This is a genomic window from Curtobacterium sp. MCPF17_018, assembly GCF_003234135.1.
GTDB lineage: Bacteria > Actinomycetota > Actinomycetes > Actinomycetales > Microbacteriaceae > Curtobacterium > Curtobacterium flaccumfaciens.
Map to the genome: position 1 here is coordinate 210,907 of NZ_QKSJ01000003.1, position 24,761 is coordinate 235,667.

The window sequence follows — 24,761 nt, forward strand, 5'->3', positions numbered from 1 at the left end:
GCGGGGAGTGCCGGTCCGGGTTCAGCGGCGAACGGGACTGGCCGGGCGGTGTCGATCACCCGGTCTTCGCAGTGTAGACCGCTCCAAAGCCTCAACGGAAGCCGGACTGCGCCCGGTGGTCGCCGCGCTGGCAGCCGCGCTGCGCACGCCGGAGCGGTCAGCGGGTCGGCGGCGGCGGGTCGGCGGCGGCGGCGGCGGGAGTCTCGGCCAGGCGGACAGTTCTTGCGGTCTGCGACACGTGCAGTGCCCGTCGGCGCGAGACTCGGGTCAAACCCCTCGGCAAGCCCCGGGGGCGAGCACGACCGTCGGCCCGCCAGCGCGTCAGGTCAGGCCGCCTGACGCTCCGCGTGGGCCTGACGTGCGGTGGTGACTGCGGGCTCGGGCAGCTCGTCGCGGTGGACCCATCCGGTGCCGCACTCCGCGCAGGTCGCCCAGGCGTTGTCGCCCTGTTCATCCGTGTCGATGACGACCGTTCGCAGGTCGCAGTCGGGGCACCAGCCGTCGTGCATCATCACGCGCTCCTCGTCGTCTCGCAGGCCACCCGGTGTGGCTCGATGCAGACCATGAGACACCCGACCACCGACATCCGAGGGAGGGCACCGGCGTGTCGTCCGCGCCGAGGACGCAGGATGGCGACGTGCCCACCGTCACGACCGTCCTGGCCTCCTGCGCCGCCGGCGCGCCTGCGAACTGCGAGGACGTCACCGACCCGGTCGGGATCGTCGTCGTCGTGGTGTTCGCGGTCGCCGGCCTCGTCCTGCTGACGGTCGCCGCGGTCTTCGGCACCGACCCTCGTCGCCGTAGGCGTCCGCGTCGGCGCCGCTGACCGCTACTCGCCGAGCGCGGCCTCGAGCCGTTCGAGCTTGCCGTCGATCTCACCGGTGTGCCCGGGGCGGATGTCGGCCTTGAGCACGAGCGACACCCGCGTGCCGTACTCGCCGACGGCCTCGGTGGCGCGCTTGACGACGTCCATGACCTCGTCCCACTCCCCCTCGATCTCGGTGAACATCGACGAGGTGCGGTTCGGCAGCCCGCTCTCGCGCACCACGCGCACGGCGGCCGCGACGGCGTCGTGCACGGACCCGTCGGACGTTGCAGCGGGACCACCGGACGGAGCGACGGAGAAGGCGACGATCATGCGTCCATCCTGCCCGGCTCGGGCTGGTCGCGCACGGACGGCGACGAGCGCGCCGACACCCGTCCGGACCCCGCAGCCCGTCCCATCCGCACCAGCACGACCACGCTCCACACCAGGATCGCCACCTCGAGCACGTTCCGCAGCGTGAGCACCACGAGGATCCACGGCTGCACGGTGAGCACCTGGTCGTAGTAGCCCGGGTAGACCAGCTGCGTGAGCAGGGCCATCGGCAGCGCGAGCACCGCGATCGGCACGAACCGACGCGCACTCGGGGTACCCGCCGCGAGTCCCCACACGATCGGCACCGCGAACCAGCCGATGTACTGCGGCGACCCCACCTTGTTCGTCGCGATGAGCGCCGCGACGAACAGGAGCGCGAGGACCGGTGCGAGCTCGGCCCGACGGGCGCCCAGGTGTGCGGCCCAGAGCGCGAGCACGACCCCGGCCACCACGACGACGGCCATCAGCGGCGTCGACACCGCGGCGGCGGCGGACGTGCCGGCACCGGACACCTCGAACGTCAAGATCTCCTGGTCGTAGAACACCGCTGCGCCCGGGACGCCGAAGGCTGCGGCCCACATGAAGGGCGTCGCGAGCGGTGACTCGATCTGCAGCGCACGGCCGGTCTGCTCACCGACGAAGGACAGCAGGTACGGCGCACCGCCCCACAGCACGTCGACGAGCACGATCAGGGCGCTCAGCACCAGGGCTCCGGCGAGCACACCGCGGCGGTGTCCGCGACGCAGGAGCAGCAGCACCGCGACGAGCGCCGCGGGCCACACCTTCGTCCACGCGCCGGCGGTGAAGAGCGCGGAGGCGACGGCCGGCCTCGAGGCCACGAACGCCACGCCCACCAGCGCGAACACCGTCGCGACGGTGTCGATCCGACCGAGCGCGATCGGCCCGAGCGCGAGCAAGAACAGCAGCCACCACCAGACGACCCGCACGCCGTGCACGCCGAAACGGTCGGACGACCCCACCCGCGCCCGGAACCGCCACAGGGACGCGCACGCCATGGCGTCGAGCAAGACCATCAGCAGCAGCCAGCCGGTGCCGATGGACTCGACTCCCCCGAGCGCCGCAGCCGCCATCGGCACGATCGCCAGGATCGGGTACACCCACGCGCCGTCGATGCCGACCCAGAAGTCCGCGGTCCGCCCGGTCTCGATCCAGCGACTGTAGGTGATGGTCACGTCACCGAGCGGCAGGTTCGCCGACACGAGGGTCAGCCACCACAGGAACCCGTGCACGGCGACGAACGCCAGGACGAAGCCGGCGAGTTCGAGCCACCGGGTCGAGGTCCTCTGCACCGGACGAGCGTAGCGGCCGGACCAGGGGCGATCGATGCCACGATCTCAGGCTCTCCCGAGCATGACGTGTCACCGTTCCTTTCGTGACCTCCGACACCCCGCGCAAGCGCCGCAAGGCCGTCATCTGGATCTCCGTCATCGCCGCCGTCGTCGTCCTCGGCGTCGTTGGCGCGGTCGTCTTCACGAACGTCTACACGAGCACCGAGAACGCGAAGGCCTCGGCCGCGCCGTCCGTCGCCGCCACCCGCGAGGCCTCCACCCTTGACGACACGCACCTGTCCGGCGAGTGGACGGTCGGCGGGGACTCCGAGGCCGGGTACCGCGTCCACGAGGTCCTGAACGGCTCCGACGTCACCGTCACCGGCCGCACCGACAGCGTCGCCGGCACCGCGACCGTCGACGGCACGAGCATCACCGCCGCGAAGATCACGGTGCAGGTCGCCGACATCACCACCGACTCCGACCAGCGCGACGCCTACTTCCGCGACTCCGCGATGGACGCGGCGGCGTTCCCCGAGGCCACCTTCGAACTCACCGAACCGATCGCCGACGCGGTCCCGAGCGGCTCCGACACGACGACCGTGACGGCTCCGGGGAAGCTCACCCTGCACGGCGTCACGAAGGACGTCACCGCGAAGCTGCAGGTCGGCCTGAACGGCAACGGCGTCGACATCTCCGGTTCGGTCCCGATCACCTTCTCGGACTACGGCGTGCAGGCCCCGAGCCTGGGGTTCGTCAAGGTCGACGACGCCGGATCCGTCGAGTTCCTGGTGCACGCGACACCCGCGAGCTGACGTCCGCGACGCGCGTCACGCCCGTGAGGTGACCGCCGACGGCCTGGAGGCACGGTGCCAGCTGGCACCGCGCCTCCAGGCCGTCGGTCGCTTGCGTCCTGGGGCCGCACCCGCTCGCTGATGCGTGCGCATGTTGCGACCTTCCACCTGTCGAACCCGTGGTGTCCTGTCGGGACATGCGCACGAACCTATTGCGTGCGCATCCGGCGACAGAACACGCGTCGATCCCCTCGTCGATCGTCGGAAGGTGCACGCGCACCGACCGCTAGCCGCGCGCGTCCCCGTCGACCACCAGGTCCCGCACGACCCCCGGCAGCTCGGCGATGAGCGTCGTCATCGGGAACGGTCCGCCGCCGGACGCCCGCCGCGCCGCGATCCCGTGCACCACCGCGGCCGACGCGGCCAGGTGGGCGAGGTCCGACGGGGTGAGCGACGAACCGGCCGTCTCGACGGAGCCCTGCCGCGCGGCGACGAGCGCACCGAGCACCCCGCCGAGCACGTCCCCGGCACCGGCCGCCGCGAGCCAAGGCGTCGCCGAGGACGCCACGAGCCGCACCGACCCGTCCGGGGTGACCACGTGGGTCCGCTCCCCCTTGAGCAGCACGACGCTGCCGGTCTGCTCGGCCGCACGGAGCGCTGCGGCGGCCGGGTCCTGCTCGATCTCGGCGCGATCGACTCCCAGGAACGAAGCGAGCTCACCGGCGTGCGGAGTGAGCACGGCGAGCGGCCCGAGGTCGACGAGCGGGATCGCCCCGGCGTCGACGACGACCGGTACGCCGTCGTCGGACGCGTGCGAGAAGCCCGACGCCGTCGTCGCGTCCAACTCTCCGAGCGACGATACCGAGACACCGGAGCCGACGAGCCAGGCCTGCACCCGGCCGACGCCGGACACGACCTCGGGGCGGCGGGTGAGCACGTGGTCGGTGGCGCGTGTGGGTCCGACGTACCGGACCATGCCGACGCCGGTGTGCACGGCGGCGTCGACGCCCAGCACCGCGGCGCCCGGGTACTGGTCGGAGCCGGTGGCGACGCCGAGCACCCCGCGGCGGTACTTGGTGGACTCCCCCGTCGGCGCGGTGACCCACGCGGCGGCATCGGACGGTCGGACGGGCACGAAGTCGTTCACCGGCCCCACGTTACGGTGGAGCACATGAGCCTGTTCCTGCCTGGTCGCGTGGTGGTCTTCGACTACGGCGAGGTGATCAGCCGGACGCCGCACGCCTCGCGGGACGCACTCGTGGCCGCCACCGGGGTGCCGGCCGACGAGCTGTTCCCGGTGTACCAGGAGCTCCGGCACGACCTGGACCGCGGCGACCTGTCGGTCGTGGCGTACTGGCGTGCCATCGCGGAACGGACCGGACGGACCTGGAGCACCTCCGAGATCCACCGGTTCTGGGCGATCGACTTCACCGGGTGGTTCGAGGTCGAGCCGGAGACCCTCGAGATCGTCGAGGAGCTGCACGACGCCGGCACCCGTGTGGCCCTGCTCTCGAACGCGGGCTTCGACTTCGGCGACCCGTACCGCCGGTCCCCGATGGGCTCGTTGTTCGAGACCGTGGTGGTGAGCGCCGAGGAGCACGTCCTGAAGCCCGCTGCATCCATCTACCGCGACACCTGTGCGCGCTTGGGAATCGACCCGGGTCAGATGGTGTTCGTGGACAACAGGGCCGAGAACGCCACCGGTGCGGAAGCGATCGGGGCGGTCGGCCACCACTACACGTCGCCGGCGTCGCTGCGGTCGTTCCTGAAGGGACTGGCCGAGGCGCCGGCACCCGTCCTCTGAGGAGCCCGCGTGACGCACGCCCTGTTCGACCCGATCACCGTCCGTGACCTGACCGTCCGCAACCGCATCTGGGTCTCCCCGATGTGCCAGTACTCGGTGGACCAGCAGGACGGCATCCCGACCCCGTGGCACCTCGTGCACCTGGGCGGCTTCGCCAAGGGCGGTGCCGGCGCGGTCGTGGTCGAGGCGACGGGCGTCGTGCCGGAGGGACGGATCACCCCGCAGGACCTCGGGCTGTGGAACGACCAGCAGCGTGACGCCTACAAGCCGATCGTCGACTTCCTGCACGAACAGGGCGCCGCCGCGGGCATCCAGCTCGCACACGCGGGCCGCAAGGCGTCGACCTACCGGCCCTGGGACACCACGCACGGCACCGTCCCCGCCGACCAGGGCGGCTGGACCACGGTCGCACCGTCCGCCGTGGCCTTCGACGGCTACGACGTGCCGCGCGAGCTCGCGGTCGAGGACATCCGCGTCGTCGCCCTCGCCTTCGCGCAGTCCGCCCGCCGCGCGGTGGAGGCCGGGTTCGACCTGGTCGAGATCCACGCCGCGCACGGGTACCTGCTGCACCAGTTCCTCTCGCCCCTGAGCAACCAGCGCACCGACCAGTACGGCGGCTCGCTCGAGAACCGTGCCCGCGCGCTGCTCGAGGTCGTCGACGCCGTGCGCGCCGAGGTCGGCGAGGGCTTCCCGATCGTCGTCCGCTTCTCGGCCACCGACTGGGTCGAGGGCGGACTCACCCTCGACGAGACCACCGTCGTCGCCCGCTGGGCCGCCGAGCACGGTGCCGACCTGGCCGACGTGTCGACCGGCGGCAACGTCGCGAGCGCCCCGATCCCGGTGGGGCCCGGCTACCAGGTGCCGCACGCGGCGGCGATCAAGCGCGACGCCGGCATCCCGACGATCGCCGTGGGCATGATCTCCGAGGCGTTCCAGGCCGAGCAGATCGTCGCGACCGGCCTCGCCGACGTCGTGATGATCGGTCGCGAGATGCTCCGCGACCCGTCGTTCGCGCTCCGTGCCGCCGTCGAGCTCCGCGTGCCGGTGGACTACGAGCCGCAGCAGTACCACCGCGCGCGGATCACGGCCTAGGCGCGGTCGGTTCTGTACGGATTCACGGTTCAGCGACCGCGCAGGCAGTACGATTGGCAGCACTGTGGACGATCCCCCGAATAGTTCTTCGCCTCACTCATCCGCCGCTCACTCGGTGAGCTGCACGTCATCCCTGTGCGCGAACGGGGGTGAATCATGAGTCCGATCGACATCGTCATGCTGATCGGCGGCATCCTGCTGACCCTCGGCACGGGTGTCTTCGTCGCGTCCGAGTTCGCACTGGTCAACCTCGACCGCGCCGACGTCGAAGCGCGGCGCGACCGGGGTGAAGCCGGCCTCGCACCGGTCATCGGCGCGCTGAAGGTCACCTCGACGCACCTGTCCAGCGCGCAGCTCGGCATCACGCTGACCACGCTGCTGACCGGCTACCTGCTCGAACCCTCGATCGCGAAGCTGCTCGAGGCACCGTTCCTGGCGATGAACCTGCCAGAGGGCATCGTCGAGACCGTCGGCTCGATCGTCGCGCTCGTCATCGCGACCCTGCTGTCGATGATCCTCGGCGAGCTCGTGCCGAAGAACTTCGCGCTCGCGCTGCCCCTGCAGACCGCCAGGCTCGTGGTCCCGCTGCAGATCGCGTTCACGACGGTCTTCAAGCCCGCCGTCGCGCTGCTGAACGGCACCGCGAACGCCGTGCTCCGGTCGCTGGGCATCGAGCCGCAGGAGGAACTCTCCGGTGCCCGCAGCGCCGAGGAACTCACCTCGCTGCTGCGCCGGTCGGCGTCCGAGGGCTCGCTCGAACAGGACACCGCGACGCTCCTCCAGCGCACCATCTCGTTCTCCGAGCTGAGCGCCAGCGACGTGATGACCCCGCGCCCGAGGCTCTCCACCATCCGCGTGTCCGAGTCCGCCGAGGACGTCATCGCCCTCGCCCGCAAGACCGGCTTCAGCCGCTTCCCCGTCATCGAGGAGGACGCGGACGACGTCGTCGGCATCGTGCACGTCAAGCAGGCCGTCGCCGTGCCGCGCGAGAAGCGTCCGGAGGTCCCCGTCGGGGCGCTCATGACCGACGCCGAACGCGTGCCGGAGACCATGCCCGGCGACACCCTGCTCGCCGAGGTCCGCGGTCGCGGCTACCAGATGGTCATCGTCGTCGACGAGTACGGCGGTACCGCCGGGGTCGTCACGCTCGAGGACCTGATCGAGGAGATCGTCGGCGAGGTCTCCGACGAGCACGACCGCGCCCGAATCGACGTGGTCCGCTCCCGCGACTGGCTGACCTTCCCCGGTCTGCTGCGTCCCGACGAGCTCGAGGACCGCGCCGGCGTGAAGGTGCCCGAGGAGGGCCCGTACGAGACCGTCGGCGGGTTCGTCATGTCGACGCTGGGCCGTCTGCCCGTCGTCGGCGACGAGGTTCCCCTGGACGGCGGCGTGTTCCGCGTCGAGCGGCTGGACGGCCGTCGGATCGACCGCATCCGCTGGACCCCGACGCGCCCGTCGACCGACACGGCGGCGACCGCGATCATCATCCCGTCCACCGGGAGCACCCCGACCACCACGACGAAGGGCAGCACCCGATGAGCTCCGATTCGGTGATGGGCGCAGCGGGATCTTCTGGCTGCAAGGAGGGACTGCGATGAGCTCCGATTGGTGGGGCATCTTCTGGCTCGTCGTCCTCTTGATGGGCAACGCGTACTTCGTCGCGGCAGAGTTCGCGGTCATCTCCGCACGCCGCTCGCAGATCGAGCCACGCGCCGAAGAGGGCTCGAAGGCCGCGCAGATGACCCTGTGGGCGATGGAGCACGCCACCCGCATGCTCGCGACGACCCAGCTCGGCATCACGGTCTGCTCGCTGCTCATCCTGAACGTGTCCGAGCCGGCGATCCACCACCTGCTCGAGGTCCCGCTGCACCTGACCGGCTGGAGCGCCGAGGTGATCGGCACCGTGGCCTTCGTGTTCACGCTGCTGCTGGTGTCGTTCCTGCACGTGGTGTTCGGCGAGATGGTGCCGAAGAACATCTCGTTCTCGATGCCGGACCGCGCCGCGCTGCTGCTGGTCCCGACGCTCTGGTACATCGGTCACGGCCTGCACTGGGTCATCGTCGGCCTGAACGAGGTCGCGAACGCCGTGCTGCGGCTGTTCCGCGTCGAGCCGAAGGACGAAGCGGTGAGCGCGTTCACGGTGGAAGAGGTGCAGACCATCGTGGAGCAGTCCCGCCGCGAGGGCACCCTGACCGACGACGGCAAGCTCGCCCTGGCGTTCGAGTTCACCGAGAAGAAGGTCCGTGACGTCGCCGTGCCGATGGCCGAGCTCGTCACCCTGCCCGACGACGCCACCCCGGCCGACGTCGAGCACGCCGTGGCCCAGCGCGGGTTCTCCCGCTACGTGCTCGTCGGCGAGGACGGCTCCCCCACGGGCTACGTGCACGTCAAGGACGTCATCGACCTGCGGCCGGACGAGTTCGACGATCCGGTGCCGCCGAAGCGCATCCGCCAGCTCATCTCGCTGTACACCGAGATGGACCTCGAGGACGCGCTCGCGACCATGCGGGCCGCGGGGCGCCACGTGGCCCGCGCCTTCGACGCGGACGGCCGCACGATCGGCGTGCTGTTCCTCGAGGACATCCTCGAAGAACTGGTGGGCGAGGTCGAGGACGCGACCCGACGCCGGTAGACGCACCGGCAGGACGGACGGGAGGCACGGGGCCAGCTGGCACCGTGCCTCCCGTCCGTTCGTGGTCGCGACCAGGGCGACGCGCGCCCCGCCCGCGCTACCAGCTGACGGGCAGGGGCTTGCCTTCCTCGTACCCGGCGGCGGACTGGATGCCGACCAGCGCACGCTCGGAGAACTCGGCGAGGGACGACGCACCCGCGTAGGTCGCGGAGCTGCGGACGCCGGTGGTGATCATGTCGAGCAGGTCCTCGACGCTCGGGCGCTCCGGGTCGAGGTAGATCGTCGACGACGAGATCCCCTCGGCGAAGAGCGCCTTGCGGGCACGCTCGTACGGGTCGAGCCGCTCGAACCGCTCACGCACGGCCTTGGCCGAGGCCATGCCCCAGCTCTCCTTGTACGCCTTGCCCGCGGCGTCACGACGCAGGACGCCGGGGGCCTCGAGCGTGCCGGCGAACCACGAGCCGATCATGACGGCGGACGCCCCTGCTGCCAGCGCGAGGGCGACGTCGCGCGGGTAGCGCACCCCGCCGTCCGCCCAGACGTGCGCGCCGAGGGAGCGGGCCGCCGCGGCGGTCTCGAGCACGGCGGAGAACTGCGGACGACCGACGGCCGTCATCATGCGGGTGGTGCACATGGCGCCCGGGCCGACGCCGACCTTGATGATGTCCGCTCCGGCTCCGACCAGGTGCGCGACGGCGTCGGCGGTGACGACGTTGCCGGCGACGAGCGGGATGCCGAGCTGCAGCGACGCGACCGTGCGGAGCGCGCGGAGCATGCCGTCCTGGTGGCCGTGCGCGGTGTCGAGGACCAGGACGTCCACGCCCGCGGCTGCCAGCGCCTTCGCCTTGGCTGCGACGTCGCCGTTGATGCCGAGCGCGGCGGCGACCCGGAGCCGCCCGGAACCATCGACGGCGGGCGTGTAGATGTCGGAGCGGATCGCGCTCGTCTGGCTCGTGGTGCCGACGACGCGGCCGTGCCGCACCACCGGCGCGAAGTCGACCTCGGCGGCCGAGAGCACGTCGTAGACGTGCCGGGGCGTGCCGGCGTCCTCGGCGTCGATCGCGGTCGAGGCGCCGTGCAGCAGGTCACCGAGGACGGCGTCGGGGCCGGCGGTGCCGAGGCGGGTCGCGGGCACGCAGCCGAGGTACTCCCCGTCGGCGTCGCGGACGACCACACCACGGCCGGCCACCGGCAGGAGCTGCTCGAGGGCCTCGGCGACGGTGGTCTGCGCGCCCATGTCGTAGGCGGTGTCGAAGTCGACCGGCTGGTCCTTCACCCAGCGGATCGCGGCGTCGAGGTCCTGCAGGTGCATGTCCTGCGGCAGCACGCCCAGACCACCGCGGCGGGCCAGGGTGGCGGCGAGCCGGGGGCCGGTGACAGAGTTCATGTTGGCGCTGACGATCGGGATCGTGGCACCGCTGCCGTCGTTCGCCGCGAGGTCGACGTCGAAGCGGCTCGTCACGCCGGAACGGCTCGGGACGAGGAAGACGTCGGAGTAGGTCAGGTCGTGCGTCGGCCGCGTCTCGTAGAACCTCATGCGCTCCACTGTACGGCTCCCGTCAGGGCCCCGACCGGGTGCTCGGGGGCTGCCGACTCGCGTCGCGGCTGACACGGAACGGACATGTCGGAGCGGCTAGGCTTGGCACCTGTGCGGCGCAGGGTTGCTCCGCACGACACACACGAGCATCTATCGACGGAGAGTGGGCGATCGGCTGTGTCGAGCCATCTGACCGGAACGGACGAGACCGCGGGCGAATTCGGGGCGAACGAGTGGCTCGTCGACGAGCTCTACGAGCAGTTCGTCGCGGACAAGGAGTCGGTCGACAAGTCCTGGTGGCCGGTCCTCGAGAGCTACCACCGCACGCAGGTCGGTGACGCTCCGGCTCCCGCGGCTCCGGCGGGGTCCCCCGCGCAGCAGGCAGCGGCTGCGCAGCAGGCACCGAGCCAGCAGCAGTCCTCGACGCAGCAGCCGGCCACCGGGGACACCCCGGGCGAAGCCAAGCCGGGCCCGATCCAGGCGAAGACCACCTCGCGCCAGCCGGCACCGCAGCCGATCCCGGCCGAGGCGAACGACGCCGCCGACGACCACGAGGAGACCCACGAGGACGTGGCGACCCCGCTCCGGGGCATGGCGAAGACGCTGGCGTCGAACATGGACGCCTCGCTGACGGTCCCGACCGCGACGAGCGTCCGGACCATCCCGGCGAAGCTGATGATCGACAACCGGATCGTCATCAACAACCACCTGCGACGCGCCCGCGGCGGCAAGATCTCCTTCACGCACCTGATCGGGTGGGCGATGGTGCAGGCGCTCAAGGACTTCCCGAGCCAGAACGTCTTCTACGAGGAGCGCGACGGCAAGCCGTTCGTCGTCGCCCCGGCGCACGTGAACCTCGGCATCGCGATCGACGTCCCGAAGAAGGACGGCACCCGCTCGCTCCTGGTGCCGAGCATCAAGCGCGCGGAGACCCTGACGTTCGGCCAGTTCCTCTCCGCCTACGAAGACCTCGTCAGGCGTGCCCGCGACAACAAACTCACCCCGGCGGACTTCCAGGGCACGACGATCTCGCTCACCAACCCGGGTGGCATCGGCACCGTGCACTCGGTCCCCCGCCTGACGAAGGGGCAGGGCTCGATCATCGGTGCCGGCGCCCTGGAGTACCCGGCGCAGTTCCAGGGCTCGGCGTCGAAGACCCTGGTCGAGCTCGGCATCGGCAAGACCATCACGCTGACGAGCACCTACGACCACCGCGTCATCCAGGGCGCCGGTTCGGGCGAGTACCTCAAGCACGTGCACGAGCGCCTGATCGGCGAGCACGGCTTCTACGACGGCATCTTCGCCGCGCTCCGGATCCCCTACAAGCCGATCCAGTGGGCGAACGACATCAACGTCGACCTGGCGCACCGGGTGAACAAGACCGCCCGCGTGCAGGAGCTCATCAACAGCTTCCGAGTCCGTGGGCACCTGATGGCCGACATCGACCCGCTCGAGTACCGCCAGCGCACGCACCCGGACCTCGAGATCGAGAGCCACGGGCTGACCTTCTGGGACCTCGACCGCGAGTTCGTCACCGGCGGGCTCGCCGGCACCACCTCGGCACCGCTGCGCGACGTCCTCGGGATCCTGCGCGACGCCTACTGCCGCACGGTCGGCATCGAGTACATGCACATCCAGGACCCGGAACAGCGTCGCTGGGTGCAGGAGCGCATCGAGGTGCCGTACTCGAAGCCCTCGAAGGAAGAACAGCTCCGCGTCCTCGGCAAGCTCAACGAGGCCGAGGCGTTCGAGACCTTCCTGCAGACCAAGTACGTCGGCCAGAAGCGCTTCTCGCTCGAGGGCGGCGAGTCCACCATCGCCTTCCTCGACACCTTGATCCAACACGCCGCCGGAGCCGGGCTGGCCGAGGTCGCGATCGGCATGGCCCACCGTGGCCGCCTGAACGTGCTGACGAACATCGCCGGCAAGACCTACGGGCAGATCTTCCGTGAGTTCGAGGGGTCTTCGCTGCCGGGCACGGTGTCCGGTCAGGGCTCCGGCGACGTGAAGTACCACGTCGGCACCGAGGGCGTGTTCCGCACGTCCGACGGCTCGAGCATCCCGGTGACGATCGCCGCGAACCCGTCGCACCTCGAAGCCGTCGACGGCGTGCTCGAGGGCATCGTCCGCGCCAAGCAGGACCGCGAGGCCCCCGGTAGCTTCGGTGTGCTCCCCGTGCTCGTGCACGGCGACGCGGCGATGGCCGGCCAGGGTGTGGTCGTCGAGACGCTGCAGATGTCGCAGCTCCGCGGCTACCGCACCGGCGGCACGGTCCACCTCGTCATCAACAACCAGGTCGGGTTCACCACCCCGCCCGAGTCGGCGCGCAGCTCGGTGTACTCCACCGACGTCGCGAAGACGATCCAGGCGCCGATCTTCCACGTGAACGGTGACGACCCCGAGGCCGTCGCCCGGGTCGCCGAACTCGCCTTCGCGTACCGCGAGGAGTTCCACCGCGACGTCGTGATCGACCTGATCTGCTACCGCCGTCGTGGGCACAACGAGGGCGACGACCCCTCGATGACGCAGCCGCTGATGTACAACCTCATCGAGGCGAAGCGCTCCGTCCGCACGCTGTACACCGAGGCCCTCGTCGGCCGTGGCGACATCACGCAAGAGGAGTACGACGAGGCGCACCGCGACTTCCAGGACCGCCTGGAACGCGCCTTCGCCGAGACGCACGAGGCGCAGACCGGCACCATCCCGGTCATCGAGGTCGACGACGACGGCGCGGTGCAGGGTCTCGAACGCCCGGCCGCGCAGCGCGACGACTCCGAGGTCGAGGTGCACGAGACCGCCGTGTCCGAGGAGCTCGTCCGAGCGATCGGCGACGCGCACAGCAACCCGCCCGCCGGGTTCTCCATCCACCCGAAGCTGCAGCAGCTGTTGACCAAGCGCACCGAGATGACGCGCAACGGCGGCATCGACTGGGCGATGGCCGAGCTCATGGCGATCGGGTCGATCCTGGTCGAGGGCAAGCCCGTCCGCCTCGCCGGACAGGACGCCCGACGTGGCACGTTCGTCCAACGTCAGTCGGTGTTCCACGACCGGGTGAACGGCCAGGAATGGCTGCCGCTGTCGAACCTCACCGAGGACCAGGCCCGGTTCTACGTGTACGACTCGCTGCTGAGCGAGTACGCGGCGATGGCGTTCGAGTACGGCTACTCGGTGGAGCGCCCCGAGTCGCTCGTGCTCTGGGAGGCGCAGTTCGGCGACTTCGCGAACGGCGCCCAGATCGTCATCGACGAGTTCATCTCGTCCGCCGAGCAGAAGTGGGGGCAGCGCTCCGGCCTCGTCCTGCTGCTGCCGCACGGGTACGAGGGCCAGGGGCCAGACCACTCGTCGGCGCGCATCGAGCGCTACCTGCAGCTGTGCGCCGAGGACAACATGATCGTCGCGCGCCCGTCGACCCCGGCGTCGTACTTCCACCTGCTCCGCCGTCAGGCCTGGGCCCGTCCGCAGAAGCCGCTCATCGTGTTCTCGCCGAAGGCGATGCTCCGGCTCCGCCAGGCGACGAGCGCGGTCGAGGACTTCACGACCGGTACCTTCGAGCCCGTGCTGGACGACGCACGGATCACCGACAAGGGTGCCGTGCGCCGCGTCGTGCTGCACTCCGGCAAGGTGCACCACGACCTGCGCGCCGAGGTCGACAAGCGCGGCATCACCGACGTCGCACTGGTCCGCCTCGAGCAGCTCGCCCCGCTCCCCCTCGACCGCATCCTCGAGGTTCTGGCGGGCTACCCGGACGCCGACGTCGTGTGGGCGCAGGAGGAACCGGAGAACCAGGGCGCCTGGCCGTTCGTCTGCATGAACCTGTCGCCGCACCTGGGCGGCCGGCAGCTGTCTGTGGCGGCCCGCTCGGCGAGTGCCGCACCGGCCACGGGTTCCTCGAAGCGCTCCGCGCAAGAGGCCACCGAGGTCATCAACACCGCGTTGAGCGCATCGGCCTAGCCACGAGGAAGCGCCCCGTGCAGGAGTCCGAGGGACTCCGGCACGGGGCGCTTCGACGTTCGCGCGGAAGGCGGCGGCGCTACGCGATCTTCGTGTACCGCACCCCGGCGTCGTGGTACCCGCGCTTCTGGTAGAAGCGGTGCGCGCTGTCGGTGGCGGCCGCACTGACGGCGCTGAGGCGACGCGCTCCCTGCTCGACCGCCCATGCCTCGAACGTGCCGATGAGCGCCGAACCGGTGCCGAGCCTCCTGGCCGTGTCGTCGACGACCAGCAGCAGCAGCTGCGCCGTCGGCTCGTCGCTCGCGTACGCCCAGGTGACCTGGGCACCGGCGACGGCGACCACGCGACCGTCGTCACCCCGCACCACCCAGGTCCGGTGGCCGGCTTCGGGTGTGAGTCGAGCGAGGCGCGCACGCATCGACGCATCGTCGACGTCGTGACCGAGCAGACGGACGAGGGCGGCGACGTCGGCGACGTCCGTGTCGGACCAGGTGGAGGTCGACTCGACGGAGAGGGTCATGTCGGCCAACCTACCCGTGCGTTCGGTCGTGTTGCGACGGGGTTCCGTTGCAACTGATATTCATATACCCTGTTTGCATATCACCCGCCGGGTGATCCCGACCGACAGGACAGCCATGCACATCACCTCCCGCCACGGCCGCACCGCAGCCTGGATCGCGTTCCCGCTCGCCGTCGTCGCCAGCGGCGCACTCATCGCCACGGCCTCGTACGCCGCCTTCTCGAGCAGCACCGACAACGCCGCGAACAGCTGGCGCACCGGTGCCGTCTCGCTCACCGACGACGACCAGGGCCTCGCGATGTTCGACGTCGACGACCTGGTGCCCGGGTCCGCCGGCTCCAACTGCATCACCGTCACGGCGAACACCACCAACGCCTCGACCGTGAAGCTCTACGCCGCAGACGCGGCCGACGCCGACTCCCTCGCTGAGCACGTCGGGCTGACCGTCGAGCGCGGCAGCCTCGGCACCGCGGGCGACTGCAGCACCTTCACCACGGGGACGACCGTGCACGACGGCACGCTCGCCGGTCTGATGGAACTCGAGTCGTTCGGCACCGGGGTCGATGCGTGGCAGCCCACCACGGGGACGACGAGCACGACCTACCGCTTCAGCTACGACCTGGGCGAGGGCGCGCCGAACACGGTTCAGTCGTCCGAGGCCGGCACCACGTTCGTGTGGGAAGCGCAGACCGACTGATCCCCGTCCCCATCCCGATCCCTCCCGCCCGACCCGACCGAACCGAGGAGCAGCCGATGTCCACCGCCACCCACCGACACGTCCGGTGCACCGGCGACGTACCACGGCTGCTCCTCGCGGTCGCGTCGCGCACGGTCCTGTGGTCCGTGCTGCTGCTCGCCGTCTGGGCCGCACTGCCGGCATCCCTCGGCTGGCACGTCACGACGGTGGTCTCGGATTCGATGGCCCCGGGCATCCGGACCGGTGACGTCGTCGCCGCCATGCCCGCCGGTCCCGATGCCGTCGATCCCGGTCGCGTGCTGCTCGTCGACGACCCCGATCACGCCGAGCGGCTCCGGCTCCACCGGCTGGAGCGCATCGAGCAGGACGGCCGCCTGCGGCTCCGGGGTGACGCGAACCCGACCGCGGACCGGACGGCGGTCATGCCCGAGGCCGTCCTCGGCGTCGGCGTGCTGCGCTTCCCCGGCATCGGGCTCCCGACCGTGTGGTCACGGCAGCAGTCCTGGGTGCCGATCGGCATCGCCGTCGTGGCGGCGCTCGCGCTCGTGCGGGCGGCACGGGCCGATCGCGACATCACCGCTGGCCGACCCTGTCGACGGTGTGGGACGCCGCGTTGGGACCTCGGCACGGCTGCCCTGACGCCCGGCACCGGAGCACCCGTGTCCGGAGCAGGGGGTACCGGCGCTCCGGACGTCGCGGCGAGCCTTTCGCTGTCCGTCGTCGCCGCGGTCACCGTCCTGACCATCGCACTCGCCGCCGGCTCTGCAGGGGCGGGGTTCAGCGGCACCACGGCGACCGCCACGACCCTCGGCACCGGTACGTTCCCGTGCTTCCACGAACCCGCTCCCGCCGGCAGCCAGCTGGCGTGGGACTTCGCCGAGAAACAGGGCGACATCGTGCAGGACAGCAGCGGACACGGCGCGGACGGACGCTTCGTCGGCGACGCGTCACGTGTCGACGGAAGCTGCGCGGCGAACCCGTGGAGCACCTACCCGGGCGCGGGCACCGACGACTACGCCGTCACCGACCGGCCCACCACCGGACCGCAGGTCTTCTCACTCGAGGTGTGGTTCCGGTCCGCCGATCCCGCGGGCGGCCGGGTGTTCGGCTTCACGTCCGACACCGCCCCCGCATCGACCTACCGCGACCGGCACCTGTACATCGACTCCGGCGGCGGCCTGCGCTTCGGCGTGCAGGGCGCCGGCAACCTCTTCAACTTCACGGTCGGCGGCGGTGACGTCGCGGACGGCGAGTGGCACCACGCCGTGGCGACGTTCGAGTCACGATCGATGACCCTCTACGTCGACGGCCAGCGCAAGGAGCGACGAACCGATGCCGTCGCCGCTCGGCAGTACGACGGACACTGGCGCACCGGCCGCGGAACCCTGGTCGGCTGGCCCGACTCGGGGAACTTCGGGTTCACGGGCGACATCGACTCGGCAACCGTCTACGACCGTGTCCTCGACGCCGAGACCGTCGCAGCCCGGTTCACCGCCGGCCGCTGACACCGGTCAGTGCGTGGCCTGCTCCACCCGGATGCGCGCGAGGATCTCGCTGCGCAGCTGGTCGGGAGCGGTCTCCTTGCAGGCGCGTCGCACGGTCTCCATGAGCACGACGCCGACGCGGTGCTCGGTCTGGCAGTCCTCGCACCCGTCCATGTGCTCGCGGATGTCCGCGGCGTCCTCGTGCCGGAGCTCGTCGTGCAGGAACTCCTCGAGCTCGGCCTTCGCCTTCGAGCAGTCGCAGCCGCTCATCGTGCGTCCTTCCGTCCGGTGCGACCCGTGGCCGCGGTTGCCTTCGTCGTCTGTGCCGCGCCTCGGCCCCGTCCACGCATCGTCGCCGTCGACGCTGCGTCCGGGACGATGCCGGTCTCACGGGCGTGGTCCGCCAGGAGCCCACGGAGGAGCCGGCGGCCACGGTGGAGGCGGCTCATGACCGTCCCCACGGGGGTCTTCATGATGTCGGCGATCTCCTGGTACGAGAAGCCTTCGACATCGGCGAAGTACACGGCCATCCGGAAGTCCTCCGGGATGGCCTGCAGTGCGTCCTTCACGGCGGAGGACGGCAGGTGGTCGATCGCGTCGGCCTCGGCGGACCGGGCGGAGATCGACTGGGTGACGCTCTCCGCTCCGCCGAGCTGCCAGTCCTCGAGCTCGTCGATGGTGCCCTGGTACGGGTTCCGCTGGTTCTTGCGGTACGTGTTGATGAACGTGTTCGTGAGGATCCGGTACAGCCAGGCCTTCAGGTTCGTGCCCTGCTTGAACTGGCGGAACGCGGCGAAGGCCTTGACGAACGTCTCCTGCACCAGGTCCGACGCGTCGGCCGGGTTGCGGGTCATCCGCATGGCCGCGCCGTAGAGCTGGTCCATGAAGGGCAGCGCCTGGTCCTCGAACAGGGACCGCAGCTCCCCCTCGGAGACGGTCTTCGCGTCCACCGGCTCGTCTGCGGCGTCGTCGAGGGCTTCGTGCTCCTCTTCGACGGCGTCGAGCTGCACCTCGGTCTCGTCGACCAGGTGGTGCGGAGCTGCCTGCGGTTCGTCGGTCGTCATCGCCGCCAAGTCTAGGCCGAGCGTGCCGAGCGTCGTCGGCACCGCGGTCAGCACGGTTGCCGTGCCGGTCCGCTCTCGTGCGAGTGTTGCTGTCGCCACTGATCCTCCCGGTGCGTTCAGTACCCTGGTGAACCGATGGCAGACACGATGCATTCCCACAGCGGGGCCCAGCCCGCCGACCCCTGGATCGCCCCGGTCGCAGGGGGTCCGCTGCGCGGTGACGTCGCGCTGCCCGGGTCGAAGTCGCTGACGAACCGGGAGCTCGTGCTCGCGGCCCTCGCGGACGGCCCCTCGACGATCCGGCTCCCGCTGCACTCCCGTGACTCGGCGCTGATGATCGCGGGCCTCCGTGCGCTCGGCGTCGGCATCGAGGAGCTCGAGCCGGCGGCCGGCACCGCCCCGAACCCCTACGGTCCGGACCTCCGGATCACGCCCGCCCCGATGCACGGCGACGTCCGCCTGGACTGCGGGCTGGCCGGCACCGTGATGCGCTTCCTGCCACCGCTCGCCGCCCTGGCCGTCGGGCCCGTCACGGTCGACGGCGACCCCTACGCCCGCAAGCGGCCGATGCACGCCATCGTGCAGGGACTCGTGGACCTCGGTGTCGACGTCACGGACGACGGCGGCGGGTCGATGCCGTTCTCGTTCACCGGCACCGGCTCGGTCCGCGGTGGGGCCCTGACGATCGACGCGTCGGCGTCCTCGCAGTTCGTCTCCGGGCTGCTGCTGTCGGCGCCCCGCTTCGACGAGGGCCTGCACCTCACCCACGTGGGCGAACGCCTGCCGAGCATGCCGCACATCGAGATGACCGTCGCGACGCTCCGCGCCCGCGGCGTCCGGGTCGACGAGCCGTCGGTCGGCGAGTGGGTCGTGCACCCCGGCCCGATCGGCGCGCGTGACGTCACGATCGAGCCCGACCTGTCGAACGCGGCGCCGTTCGCCGTCGCCGCGCTCGTCGCCGGCGGCACGGTGCGCATCCGCACCTGGCCCACCGAGACGACGCAGGTCGGTGCCGACCTCGAGACGCTCCTGCCCCTGTGGGGGGCGAGCGTGGTCCGTGACGGTGACGACCTGGTCGTCGACGGCGGCGTCGGGATCCGGGGTGGGGCCTCCTTGCCGGGTCTCGAACTCGACCTGAGCCGCGGCGGCGAACTGGCCCCGGCGCTCGTCGCGCTGGCCGCGCTGGCGGACGGCCCGAGCGAGATCACCGGGATCGGCCACCTGCGGGGGCACGAAACGGACCGCCTGGCCGCGCTGGCGGCGGACCTCAACCGGTCTGGAGGCGCGGTGCACGAACTCGACGACGGCCTGCGGATCGAGCCGGCGCCGCTCCACGGCAGCGCCTGGGGCGCGTACGACGACCACCGGATGGCGACCGCCGGGGCGATCGTGGGCCTCGTCGTCGACGGCGTCGCCGTCGACGACATCGGGTCGACCGCGAAGACGCTGCCGCAGTTCCCGGAGCTGTGGGCGGCGCTCGTGGCGTCCTCGGTGGCCGCGGCACCGGTGAGTGGGGACTGACGCATGAGCTGGTGGGACGACACCGACGGTGACGACTCCGACGCGGACGAGCCGTACGGGCAGTACGACGAGTCGAGCGTGCGGGTGCGGCCGAACCCGAAGGGCAACCGGCCGCGCACGAAGACCCGGCCGACGTACGACGACGCCCCCGTGGGGTGGGTGACGAACGTCGACCGCGGGCGGTTCGGCGTGCTGATCGACGACCACGTCATCACGGCGACGAAGGCCCGCGAGCTCGGCAAGAAGTCCGTCGTCACCGGCGACCACGTGTCGCTCGTCGGGGACGTCTCGGGCGACCCCGGGTCGCTGGCACGAATCGTGAAGGTCGCCGAACGCACCACACTGCTGCGACGGAGCGCCGACGACTCCGACGAGGTCGAGCGCGTCATCGTGGCGAACGCCGACCAGATGCTCATCGTGGTGGCCGCCGCCGACCCCGAGCCGCGCACCCGCCTGATCGACCGGTACCTGGTGGCCGCGTTCGACGCCGGCCTCGACCCGATCCTCTGCATCACGAAGACCGACCTCGCCGACCCCGCTGCGTTCCTGGCGCACTTCGCGTGCCTCTCCTTACGGATCGTGACGAGCCGCTCGGACGACGTCCCGTTCGAGGCGCTGCACGAGCTGCTCGACGACAAGGTGACCGTGACCGTCGGGCACTCCGGTGTGGGCAAGTCGACCCTGGTGAACGCCCTGACCGGGTCGACGCGCGCGATCGGCGTCGTGAACTCGGTGACCGGTCGGGGGCGGCACACGTCGTCGTCGTCGATCGCGCTGCGGGTCCGCGACGGCGGGTGGATCATCGACACGCCCGGTGTGCGGTCGTTCGGCCTCGGGCACGTCGACCCCGCGAACGTCTTCCGGGCGTTCGCGTCGCACGCCGTGCCGGTGCTGCCCGCGCGGGACGGCATCCCGCTGGCGCAGGCGCACGACTGGGAGATCGTCGACCGGGTGCAGGACGGGGAGCTGGGGCCGACCGGTGTCGAGCGGCTCGACTCGTTCCGGGCGCTGCTGACCGGGATGGGCGCGTCCGACCCCGGTTCCGAGTAGCGCGCGGTGCGGTGATGCCGGCCGGTCGGCGGCCGGTCGGCGGCTGGTCGGCGGCTGGTCGCAACACCCCGCGGTGCGTGCGGCGAGTGGTCACGAACTGTCGGCTGGGGGTGCGGCAACCGACAGTTCGTGACCACTCGAGCGTCGGCGCGCGGTGAGTCGTGACCACTCCGGTTCCCGCGCAACCTCGCACCGGACGGCGCCTCGGCACCGGGCCGCCGTCGACAAGCACGCATCGGGGTTGTACAGTTGCGGTCGTGTCTGAAGTTGCAAAGTACAACTTTGCGCCGACCCCCGCTGTCGACGCCCCGTCCCCGAGCACGACGACGACGTCGCACGCGCACCACTCCCCCACCCACAAGTCCCCCCGGCCCACGAAGCCGCAGCGCTCCGACAGCGTCGTGCGCCCCGCCGGCCTCGGTCGCGTGCTGCTGACCTTCGCCTCGCACATCCTCGTGCCGCTGTTCCTGGCCGCCGGCATGGGCCTGGCGTACCTCGGCGCGTTCCACGCCCCGGCACCGCAGGAACTGCCCGTCGGCATCGTCGGTCAGGGCGCGGCCACCCAGGTGTTCGCCCAGACCGTGACCGACCAGTCCGACGGGGCCCTCGTGGCCCACGTCGTCGGCTCGACGAAGGCGGCCGAGCAGCAGGTGCGCGACCGCGACCTCGCCGCGGTGTACGCGCCGACGGCGACGGGTGCCACGCTCTACGTCTCGACCGCCGCGTCGGAGACGACCGCGAGCGCCGCGCAGAAGGTGTTCCTGCCGATCGCCTACGACCAGCACGTGCCGTTCCGGGTCGACGACGTCGTGCCCACGGGCGACCAGGACACCACCGGCCAAGGGCTGTTCTTCCTGCTCGTCGCCCTGAGCGTCGGCGGGTACGCGTCCGCGATCGCCGTGGCCTCGGTCGCGACGAAGCTCCGTGCCGTGTGGACCGCGGTCATCGGGCTCGCCACCGCGGGGGTAGTCGCCGGCATCGGCGTGATCGTCGCCGGACCGATCTACGGCGTCATCACCACCCACCACTGGCAGGTGTTCCTGTTCGCCTGGCTCTACGACGCGATCATCGTCGCGCTCGGCGTCGGGCTGCACCCCGTGCTCGGACGGTGGACCACCCCGATCCTCACGATGCTGTTCGTGATGCTGAACTTCACGTCGTCCGGCGGGATCTTCCAGCCGGCCTTCCAGCCCGGGTTCTTCGCCGCCCTGCACACCTTCTGGAGCGGTGCCGCGTGGCTGCAGGCCGCACAGGACCTGCAGTACTTCCCGGACGCCTCGCTCGGCCGGTCGTCGCTCGTGCTCGCCCTCTGGCTGGCCGCCGCGCTCCTGCTCTGCGTCGTCGTGCACGGGCTCGTCGCCCGCCGGACCCGCATCGCCCGCGAGCGCGAGGTCACCCGGCTCGAGGAAGAAGAGGTCGTCGCCGCGTAGCGACGGTAGGTTGGGCGACGTGGACCTCAGCGCCGACCTGGACTTCGCCCGCTCCCTCGCCGACACCGCCGACGCGATCAGCCTCGAGCGCTTCCGTGCCGCCGACCTGCACGTGACGAAGAAGGCCGACAGCACGCACGTCACCGACGCCGACCAGGCCGTCGAACGGGCCCTGCGCGCGCGACTCGCCGCCGAGCGACCGGACGACGCGTTCCTCGGCGAGGAGACGACGGCGGACACCGGGGCCGAGGCCGTCAGCGAAGGGCACCGCCAGTGGGTGGTCGACCCGATCGACGGCACCGCCAACTACCTGCGTGGTGTGCCGGTGTGGGCGACCCTCATCGCACTCGCGGTCGACGGCCGCCCGGTGCTCGGCGTCGTCAGCGCTCCCGCCCTCGGCAAGCGCTGGTGGGCGGCCGAGGGCTCCGGCGCGTTCTCGCTGGACGGGCCGCTCCGGGTCTCCGGGGTGTCCGAGCTCGCCGACGCGAGCCTCAGCTACAACAGCATCCAGCAGTGGGACGACGACGACCGCCTCGAGCCGCTCGTCGACCTGTCGCGCCGGGTCTGGCGAACCCGGGCCTACGGCGACATGTGGTCGTACATGATGGTGGCCGAGGGCGTCCTCGACGTCGCCGGCGAACCGGACCTGAAGCCGTGGGACATCGCGGCCCTCGTCCCCATCGTGGAAGAGGCCGGCGGCCGCTTCACCTCGCTCGACGGTGACCCCGGGCCGTGGCACGGCAGCGCCCTCGCCTCGAACGGCCTGGTCCACGACGCCGTCGTCGAGGTCATCCGCCGCGACGCCTGAGCACGGTCGGCGGGCGATCAGCCGCGCTCGGCGGGACCCGACGCCTCGGTCTGCTCGGCGGACCCCGCAGCCGAGCTGGAGTGCTCGGACTCACCGTCGGAACGCCGCGCCGCGCGCCGACGCGCCACCAGGTCCGCACCGGCCAGCACCAGCGCCAGCGCCATCAGCGACACCGTGAACGTCGTGCCACTGCGGAACGCGTCGTGGTACGCGTCGAGACGCCCGCCCGACCCGCCGGATCCCGACCCCGCCGCCTCGCTCCGCACGATGCCGTAGAAGATGCTCGTCGCGACCGCGGTGCCGATCGCGGTGCCGACACGCTGTCCGAGCTGCTGCATCGAACCCGCCACCCCGGACTGTTCGACCGGGATCTCGGCCAGGGTCAGGGTCTGGTTCGGCGACACCACGAACCCGCCACCCAGTCCGCCCACCAGGAACGCACCGGCCATCGCCCACGGGGTGACCTCCGGAGGGGTGGCGACGGCGGCGACCATGAGCAGCAGGAAGCCGACGACGACCATCCCGAGCCCGGCGACGACCAGCGCCCGCCCGACCCGGTCGACGATCCGTCCGCCGATGTAGGAACCCACGGCACTCGTCGCGGCGAAGGGGATGCTCACCATGCCGGCGAACAGCGGTGCGAGCCCGAGGCCCTCCTGCAGGTACAGCGTCACCATGAGGAACGACGCCGGCAGGGCCGCGAAGTAGACGGCGACGATCGACAGCCCGTTGCGGTACGACGACAGCCGGAACAGCTCGAAGTGCACCACGGGCGACTTGCCCTGCCGCTTGAACCGCTGCTCCCAGAGCACGAACAGCACGAGGAACACCGCGAAGCCGACGAGCCAGAACCAGCGGGTCGCGGAACCACCGCCGCCGCTGGTCAGCACGAACGGCAGCATCAGGGTGATGATGGCGGCACCGAGCAGCAGGATGCCGACGACGTCCAGTTCGCGGTCCTGCGCCTTCCCCTGGGCACCTCTCGGCAGCAGGCGGACGGCGAAGAGCAGTGCGGCGATCCCGAGGGGCACGTTCATCCAGAACAGCAGCCGCCAGCCGGACTCCTCGCCGCCGATCGCGATGAGGCCACCGCCGATGGTCGGCCCGAGGGCGGTGGAGATGCCGATCATCGCCCCGAACAGTCCGAACGCGCGGCCCCGCTCCGGCCCGCGGAACAGCTGCTGCACGAGTCCGATGACCTGGGGCATCTGGATCCCGGCGGCGAAGCCCTGCAGGATCCGGGTGACGATCAGGACCTGGATGTTCGGTGCGACCGCGCACAGCAGGCTCGATCCGGTGAACGCGCTGAGCCCCACGATGAACATGACGCGCCGGCTCTTCAGGTCCCCGAGCCGACCCGCGGGCACGAGGGCGAGGCCGAACGCCAGCGCGTACCCCGCCACGATGAGCTGGAGCGACGAGCTGGTGGCCCCGAGCGACTGCTCGATCGAGGGCAGCCCGACGTTCACCTTGGACAGGTCGAGGATCGTCAGGGCCGCGACCGCCACGCACACGGCGAAGGCACGCCACCGGGTGCGGTCATCGAGGCGGGCGTCGGTCGGTTCGGCGTTGGACATCCCGTCCGTGCTACACCTGCGACGACGAACGAGGTCCGGACAGACCTGTACCCCGGTTCCGTCCGGCGGACCCGGATCGGGGTGCAGAGGGCGGGTGTCACACCCCCTCGTGGCCCCCCGTACTGGGGGCACCGTTCTGGACATCTGCTCGCCGGAGTCCGCTCGGCGGGCCGGTACCTGAGTTATCGTGCTCCAGACGGCAGGTCACGTGATGCTCTCGGATTCCCTAGATCCGGACGGCGGAACAGACCGGTCGTGTTCGTCCGAAGACCCTAACCCGAGGGGTGATACAGACGATGACATCATCGTTCCCGAGCGGAACCGAGTGCACCCACACTCGTCGACCGCATCCAATCCACGACAGTTCCGGCGC

Annotated in this window: 22 protein-coding genes; 13 read left to right on the forward strand and 9 right to left on the reverse strand. The window is 71.2% G+C overall.

Annotation, left to right across the window (positions count from 1 at the left end; genetic code table 11):
• Window positions 1-326: 326 nt before the first annotated feature.
• Window positions 327-512, reverse strand: a complete 186-nt coding sequence (locus DEJ27_RS05385; protein ID WP_110859050.1) for a hypothetical protein — start codon at window positions 510-512, stop codon at window positions 327-329.
• A 125-nt stretch (window positions 513-637) separates the two neighbouring features.
• On the opposite strand from DEJ27_RS05385, the gene DEJ27_RS05390 reads away from it, so the two are divergent.
• The gene (locus DEJ27_RS05390) at window positions 638-826 is read left to right on the forward strand and encodes a hypothetical protein (RefSeq protein ID WP_110859051.1); all 189 of its coding nucleotides are present in this window, start codon (window positions 638-640) and stop codon (window positions 824-826) included.
• Between the two features lie 3 nt (window positions 827-829).
• Here DEJ27_RS05390 and DEJ27_RS05395 read toward each other — a convergent pair whose 3' ends face one another.
• Both DEJ27_RS05395 and DEJ27_RS05400 read right to left on the reverse strand, forming a co-directional pair.
• On the reverse strand, window positions 830-1,138 hold the full coding sequence (locus tag DEJ27_RS05395) for a thiamine-binding protein (protein ID WP_071404568.1): 309 nt from the start codon (window positions 1,136-1,138) through the stop codon (window positions 830-832).
• Window positions 1,135-2,448: a glycosyltransferase 87 family protein gene (locus DEJ27_RS05400; protein ID WP_110859052.1), complete on the reverse strand. Its 1,314-nt coding sequence runs from the start codon at window positions 2,446-2,448 to the stop codon at window positions 1,135-1,137. Before DEJ27_RS05400 ends, DEJ27_RS05395 begins: the two co-directional genes overlap by 4 nt.
• Before the next feature lie 83 nt (window positions 2,449-2,531).
• Here DEJ27_RS05400 and DEJ27_RS05405 point away from each other — a divergent pair, with 83 nt between their 5' ends.
• The gene (locus DEJ27_RS05405) at window positions 2,532-3,242 is read left to right on the forward strand and encodes a YceI family protein (protein WP_111090460.1); all 711 of its coding nucleotides are present in this window, start codon (window positions 2,532-2,534) and stop codon (window positions 3,240-3,242) included.
• 265 nt (window positions 3,243-3,507) lie between these two features.
• On the opposite strand, the gene DEJ27_RS05410 is transcribed toward DEJ27_RS05405, so the two are convergent.
• Window positions 3,508-4,368 (reverse strand): ADP/ATP-dependent (S)-NAD(P)H-hydrate dehydratase, encoded by an 861-nt coding sequence (locus tag DEJ27_RS05410; protein WP_111090461.1) that lies wholly within the window; start codon window positions 4,366-4,368, stop codon window positions 3,508-3,510.
• Between the two features lie 24 nt (window positions 4,369-4,392).
• Between DEJ27_RS05410 and DEJ27_RS05415 the strand changes: the two genes are divergently transcribed.
• The 4 genes from DEJ27_RS05415 to DEJ27_RS05430 all read left to right on the forward strand — a co-directional run bounded on the left by DEJ27_RS05415 (window position 4,393) and on the right by DEJ27_RS05430 (window position 8,749).
• A complete protein-coding gene (locus DEJ27_RS05415) occupies window positions 4,393-5,025 on the forward strand; it encodes an HAD family phosphatase (protein ID WP_111090462.1) in 633 nt (210 codons plus the stop codon).
• A gap of 9 nt (window positions 5,026-5,034) precedes the next feature.
• Complete coding sequence (locus tag DEJ27_RS05420) at window positions 5,035-6,117, forward strand: NADH:flavin oxidoreductase/NADH oxidase (RefSeq protein ID WP_110859056.1); 1,083 nt, start codon at window positions 5,035-5,037, stop codon at window positions 6,115-6,117.
• 156 nt (window positions 6,118-6,273) lie between these two features.
• Entirely contained in the window at window positions 6,274-7,656 is a 1,383-nt protein-coding gene (locus DEJ27_RS05425) for a hemolysin family protein (RefSeq protein WP_111090463.1), read from the forward strand.
• Between the two features lie 55 nt (window positions 7,657-7,711).
• Window positions 7,712-8,749 (forward strand): hemolysin family protein, encoded by a 1,038-nt coding sequence (locus DEJ27_RS05430; protein WP_027465832.1) that lies wholly within the window; start codon window positions 7,712-7,714, stop codon window positions 8,747-8,749.
• Between the two features lie 97 nt (window positions 8,750-8,846).
• Here DEJ27_RS05430 and DEJ27_RS05435 read toward each other — a convergent pair whose 3' ends face one another.
• Window positions 8,847-10,286 (reverse strand): GuaB1 family IMP dehydrogenase-related protein, encoded by a 1,440-nt coding sequence (locus DEJ27_RS05435; RefSeq protein ID WP_110859154.1) that lies wholly within the window; start codon window positions 10,284-10,286, stop codon window positions 8,847-8,849.
• A gap of 177 nt (window positions 10,287-10,463) precedes the next feature.
• Between DEJ27_RS05435 and DEJ27_RS05440 the strand changes: the two genes are divergently transcribed.
• Entirely contained in the window at window positions 10,464-14,237 is a 3,774-nt protein-coding gene (locus DEJ27_RS05440; protein WP_181419985.1) for a multifunctional oxoglutarate decarboxylase/oxoglutarate dehydrogenase thiamine pyrophosphate-binding subunit/dihydrolipoyllysine-residue succinyltransferase subunit, read from the forward strand.
• A 79-nt stretch (window positions 14,238-14,316) separates the two neighbouring features.
• On the opposite strand, the gene DEJ27_RS05445 is transcribed toward DEJ27_RS05440, so the two are convergent.
• Entirely contained in the window at window positions 14,317-14,757 is a 441-nt protein-coding gene (locus DEJ27_RS05445) for a GNAT family N-acetyltransferase (protein ID WP_110859058.1), read from the reverse strand.
• A gap of 115 nt (window positions 14,758-14,872) precedes the next feature.
• On the opposite strand from DEJ27_RS05445, the gene DEJ27_RS05450 reads away from it, so the two are divergent.
• Both DEJ27_RS05450 and DEJ27_RS05455 read left to right on the forward strand, forming a co-directional pair.
• On the forward strand, window positions 14,873-15,454 hold the full coding sequence (locus tag DEJ27_RS05450) for a hypothetical protein (protein ID WP_111090464.1): 582 nt from the start codon (window positions 14,873-14,875) through the stop codon (window positions 15,452-15,454).
• Window positions 15,455-15,510: 56 nt separating this feature from the next.
• Complete coding sequence (locus DEJ27_RS05455; RefSeq protein WP_110859060.1) at window positions 15,511-16,959, forward strand: LamG-like jellyroll fold domain-containing protein; 1,449 nt, start codon at window positions 15,511-15,513, stop codon at window positions 16,957-16,959.
• 6 nt (window positions 16,960-16,965) lie between these two features.
• Here DEJ27_RS05455 and DEJ27_RS05460 read toward each other — a convergent pair whose 3' ends face one another.
• Window positions 16,966-17,208, reverse strand: coding sequence for a zf-HC2 domain-containing protein (locus DEJ27_RS05460; RefSeq protein ID WP_027465838.1), 243 nt, complete (start codon window positions 17,206-17,208; stop codon window positions 16,966-16,968).
• On the reverse strand, window positions 17,205-18,002 hold the full coding sequence (locus DEJ27_RS05465) for a sigma-70 family RNA polymerase sigma factor (RefSeq protein WP_216852363.1): 798 nt from the start codon (window positions 18,000-18,002) through the stop codon (window positions 17,205-17,207). The genes DEJ27_RS05460 and DEJ27_RS05465 overlap by 4 nt, the downstream gene beginning before the upstream one ends.
• A gap of 135 nt (window positions 18,003-18,137) precedes the next feature.
• Here DEJ27_RS05465 and aroA point away from each other — a divergent pair, with 135 nt between their 5' ends.
• The 4 genes from aroA to hisN all read left to right on the forward strand — a co-directional run bounded on the left by aroA (window position 18,138) and on the right by hisN (window position 22,811).
• Window positions 18,138-19,523, forward strand: a complete 1,386-nt coding sequence (gene aroA, locus DEJ27_RS05470) for a 3-phosphoshikimate 1-carboxyvinyltransferase (protein ID WP_110859062.1) — start codon at window positions 18,138-18,140, stop codon at window positions 19,521-19,523.
• Between the two features lie 3 nt (window positions 19,524-19,526).
• Complete coding sequence (gene rsgA / locus DEJ27_RS05475) at window positions 19,527-20,573, forward strand: ribosome small subunit-dependent GTPase A (protein ID WP_110859063.1); 1,047 nt, start codon at window positions 19,527-19,529, stop codon at window positions 20,571-20,573.
• Between the two features lie 257 nt (window positions 20,574-20,830).
• Window positions 20,831-22,003, forward strand: coding sequence for a hypothetical protein (locus DEJ27_RS05480; protein ID WP_146244651.1), 1,173 nt, complete (start codon window positions 20,831-20,833; stop codon window positions 22,001-22,003).
• A 19-nt stretch (window positions 22,004-22,022) separates the two neighbouring features.
• A complete protein-coding gene (hisN, locus tag DEJ27_RS05485) occupies window positions 22,023-22,811 on the forward strand; it encodes a histidinol-phosphatase (protein ID WP_110859065.1) in 789 nt (262 codons plus the stop codon).
• A gap of 17 nt (window positions 22,812-22,828) precedes the next feature.
• On the opposite strand, the gene DEJ27_RS05490 is transcribed toward hisN, so the two are convergent.
• Window positions 22,829-24,388, reverse strand: coding sequence for an MFS transporter (locus tag DEJ27_RS05490; RefSeq protein ID WP_110859066.1), 1,560 nt, complete (start codon window positions 24,386-24,388; stop codon window positions 22,829-22,831).
• Window positions 24,389-24,761 lie beyond the last annotated feature (373 nt).

Coding starts and splice junctions, on each gene's coding strand:
- DEJ27_RS05385 (WP_110859050.1), bottom strand. CDS start 512: ATGATGCACGACGGCTGGTGCCCCGACTGCGACCTGCGAACGGTCGTC.
- DEJ27_RS05395 (WP_071404568.1), bottom strand. CDS start 1,138: ATGATCGTCGCCTTCTCCGTCGCTCCGTCCGGTGGTCCCGCTGCAACG.
- DEJ27_RS05415 (WP_111090462.1), top strand. CDS start 4,393: ATGAGCCTGTTCCTGCCTGGTCGCGTGGTGGTCTTCGACTACGGCGAG.
- DEJ27_RS05425 (WP_111090463.1), top strand. CDS start 6,274: ATGAGTCCGATCGACATCGTCATGCTGATCGGCGGCATCCTGCTGACC.
- DEJ27_RS05430 (WP_027465832.1), top strand. CDS start 7,712: ATGAGCTCCGATTGGTGGGGCATCTTCTGGCTCGTCGTCCTCTTGATG.
- DEJ27_RS05435 (WP_110859154.1), bottom strand. CDS start 10,286: ATGAGGTTCTACGAGACGCGGCCGACGCACGACCTGACCTACTCCGAC.
- DEJ27_RS05445 (WP_110859058.1), bottom strand. CDS start 14,757: ATGACCCTCTCCGTCGAGTCGACCTCCACCTGGTCCGACACGGACGTC.
- DEJ27_RS05450 (WP_111090464.1), top strand. CDS start 14,873: ATGCACATCACCTCCCGCCACGGCCGCACCGCAGCCTGGATCGCGTTC.
- DEJ27_RS05455 (WP_110859060.1), top strand. CDS start 15,511: ATGTCCACCGCCACCCACCGACACGTCCGGTGCACCGGCGACGTACCA.
- DEJ27_RS05460 (WP_027465838.1), bottom strand. CDS start 17,208: ATGAGCGGCTGCGACTGCTCGAAGGCGAAGGCCGAGCTCGAGGAGTTC.
- DEJ27_RS05465 (WP_216852363.1), bottom strand. CDS start 18,002: ATGACGACCGACGAACCGCAGGCAGCTCCGCACCACCTGGTCGACGAG.
- aroA (WP_110859062.1), top strand. CDS start 18,138: ATGGCAGACACGATGCATTCCCACAGCGGGGCCCAGCCCGCCGACCCC.
- rsgA (WP_110859063.1), top strand. CDS start 19,527: ATGAGCTGGTGGGACGACACCGACGGTGACGACTCCGACGCGGACGAG.
- DEJ27_RS05490 (WP_110859066.1), bottom strand. CDS start 24,388: ATGTCCAACGCCGAACCGACCGACGCCCGCCTCGATGACCGCACCCGG.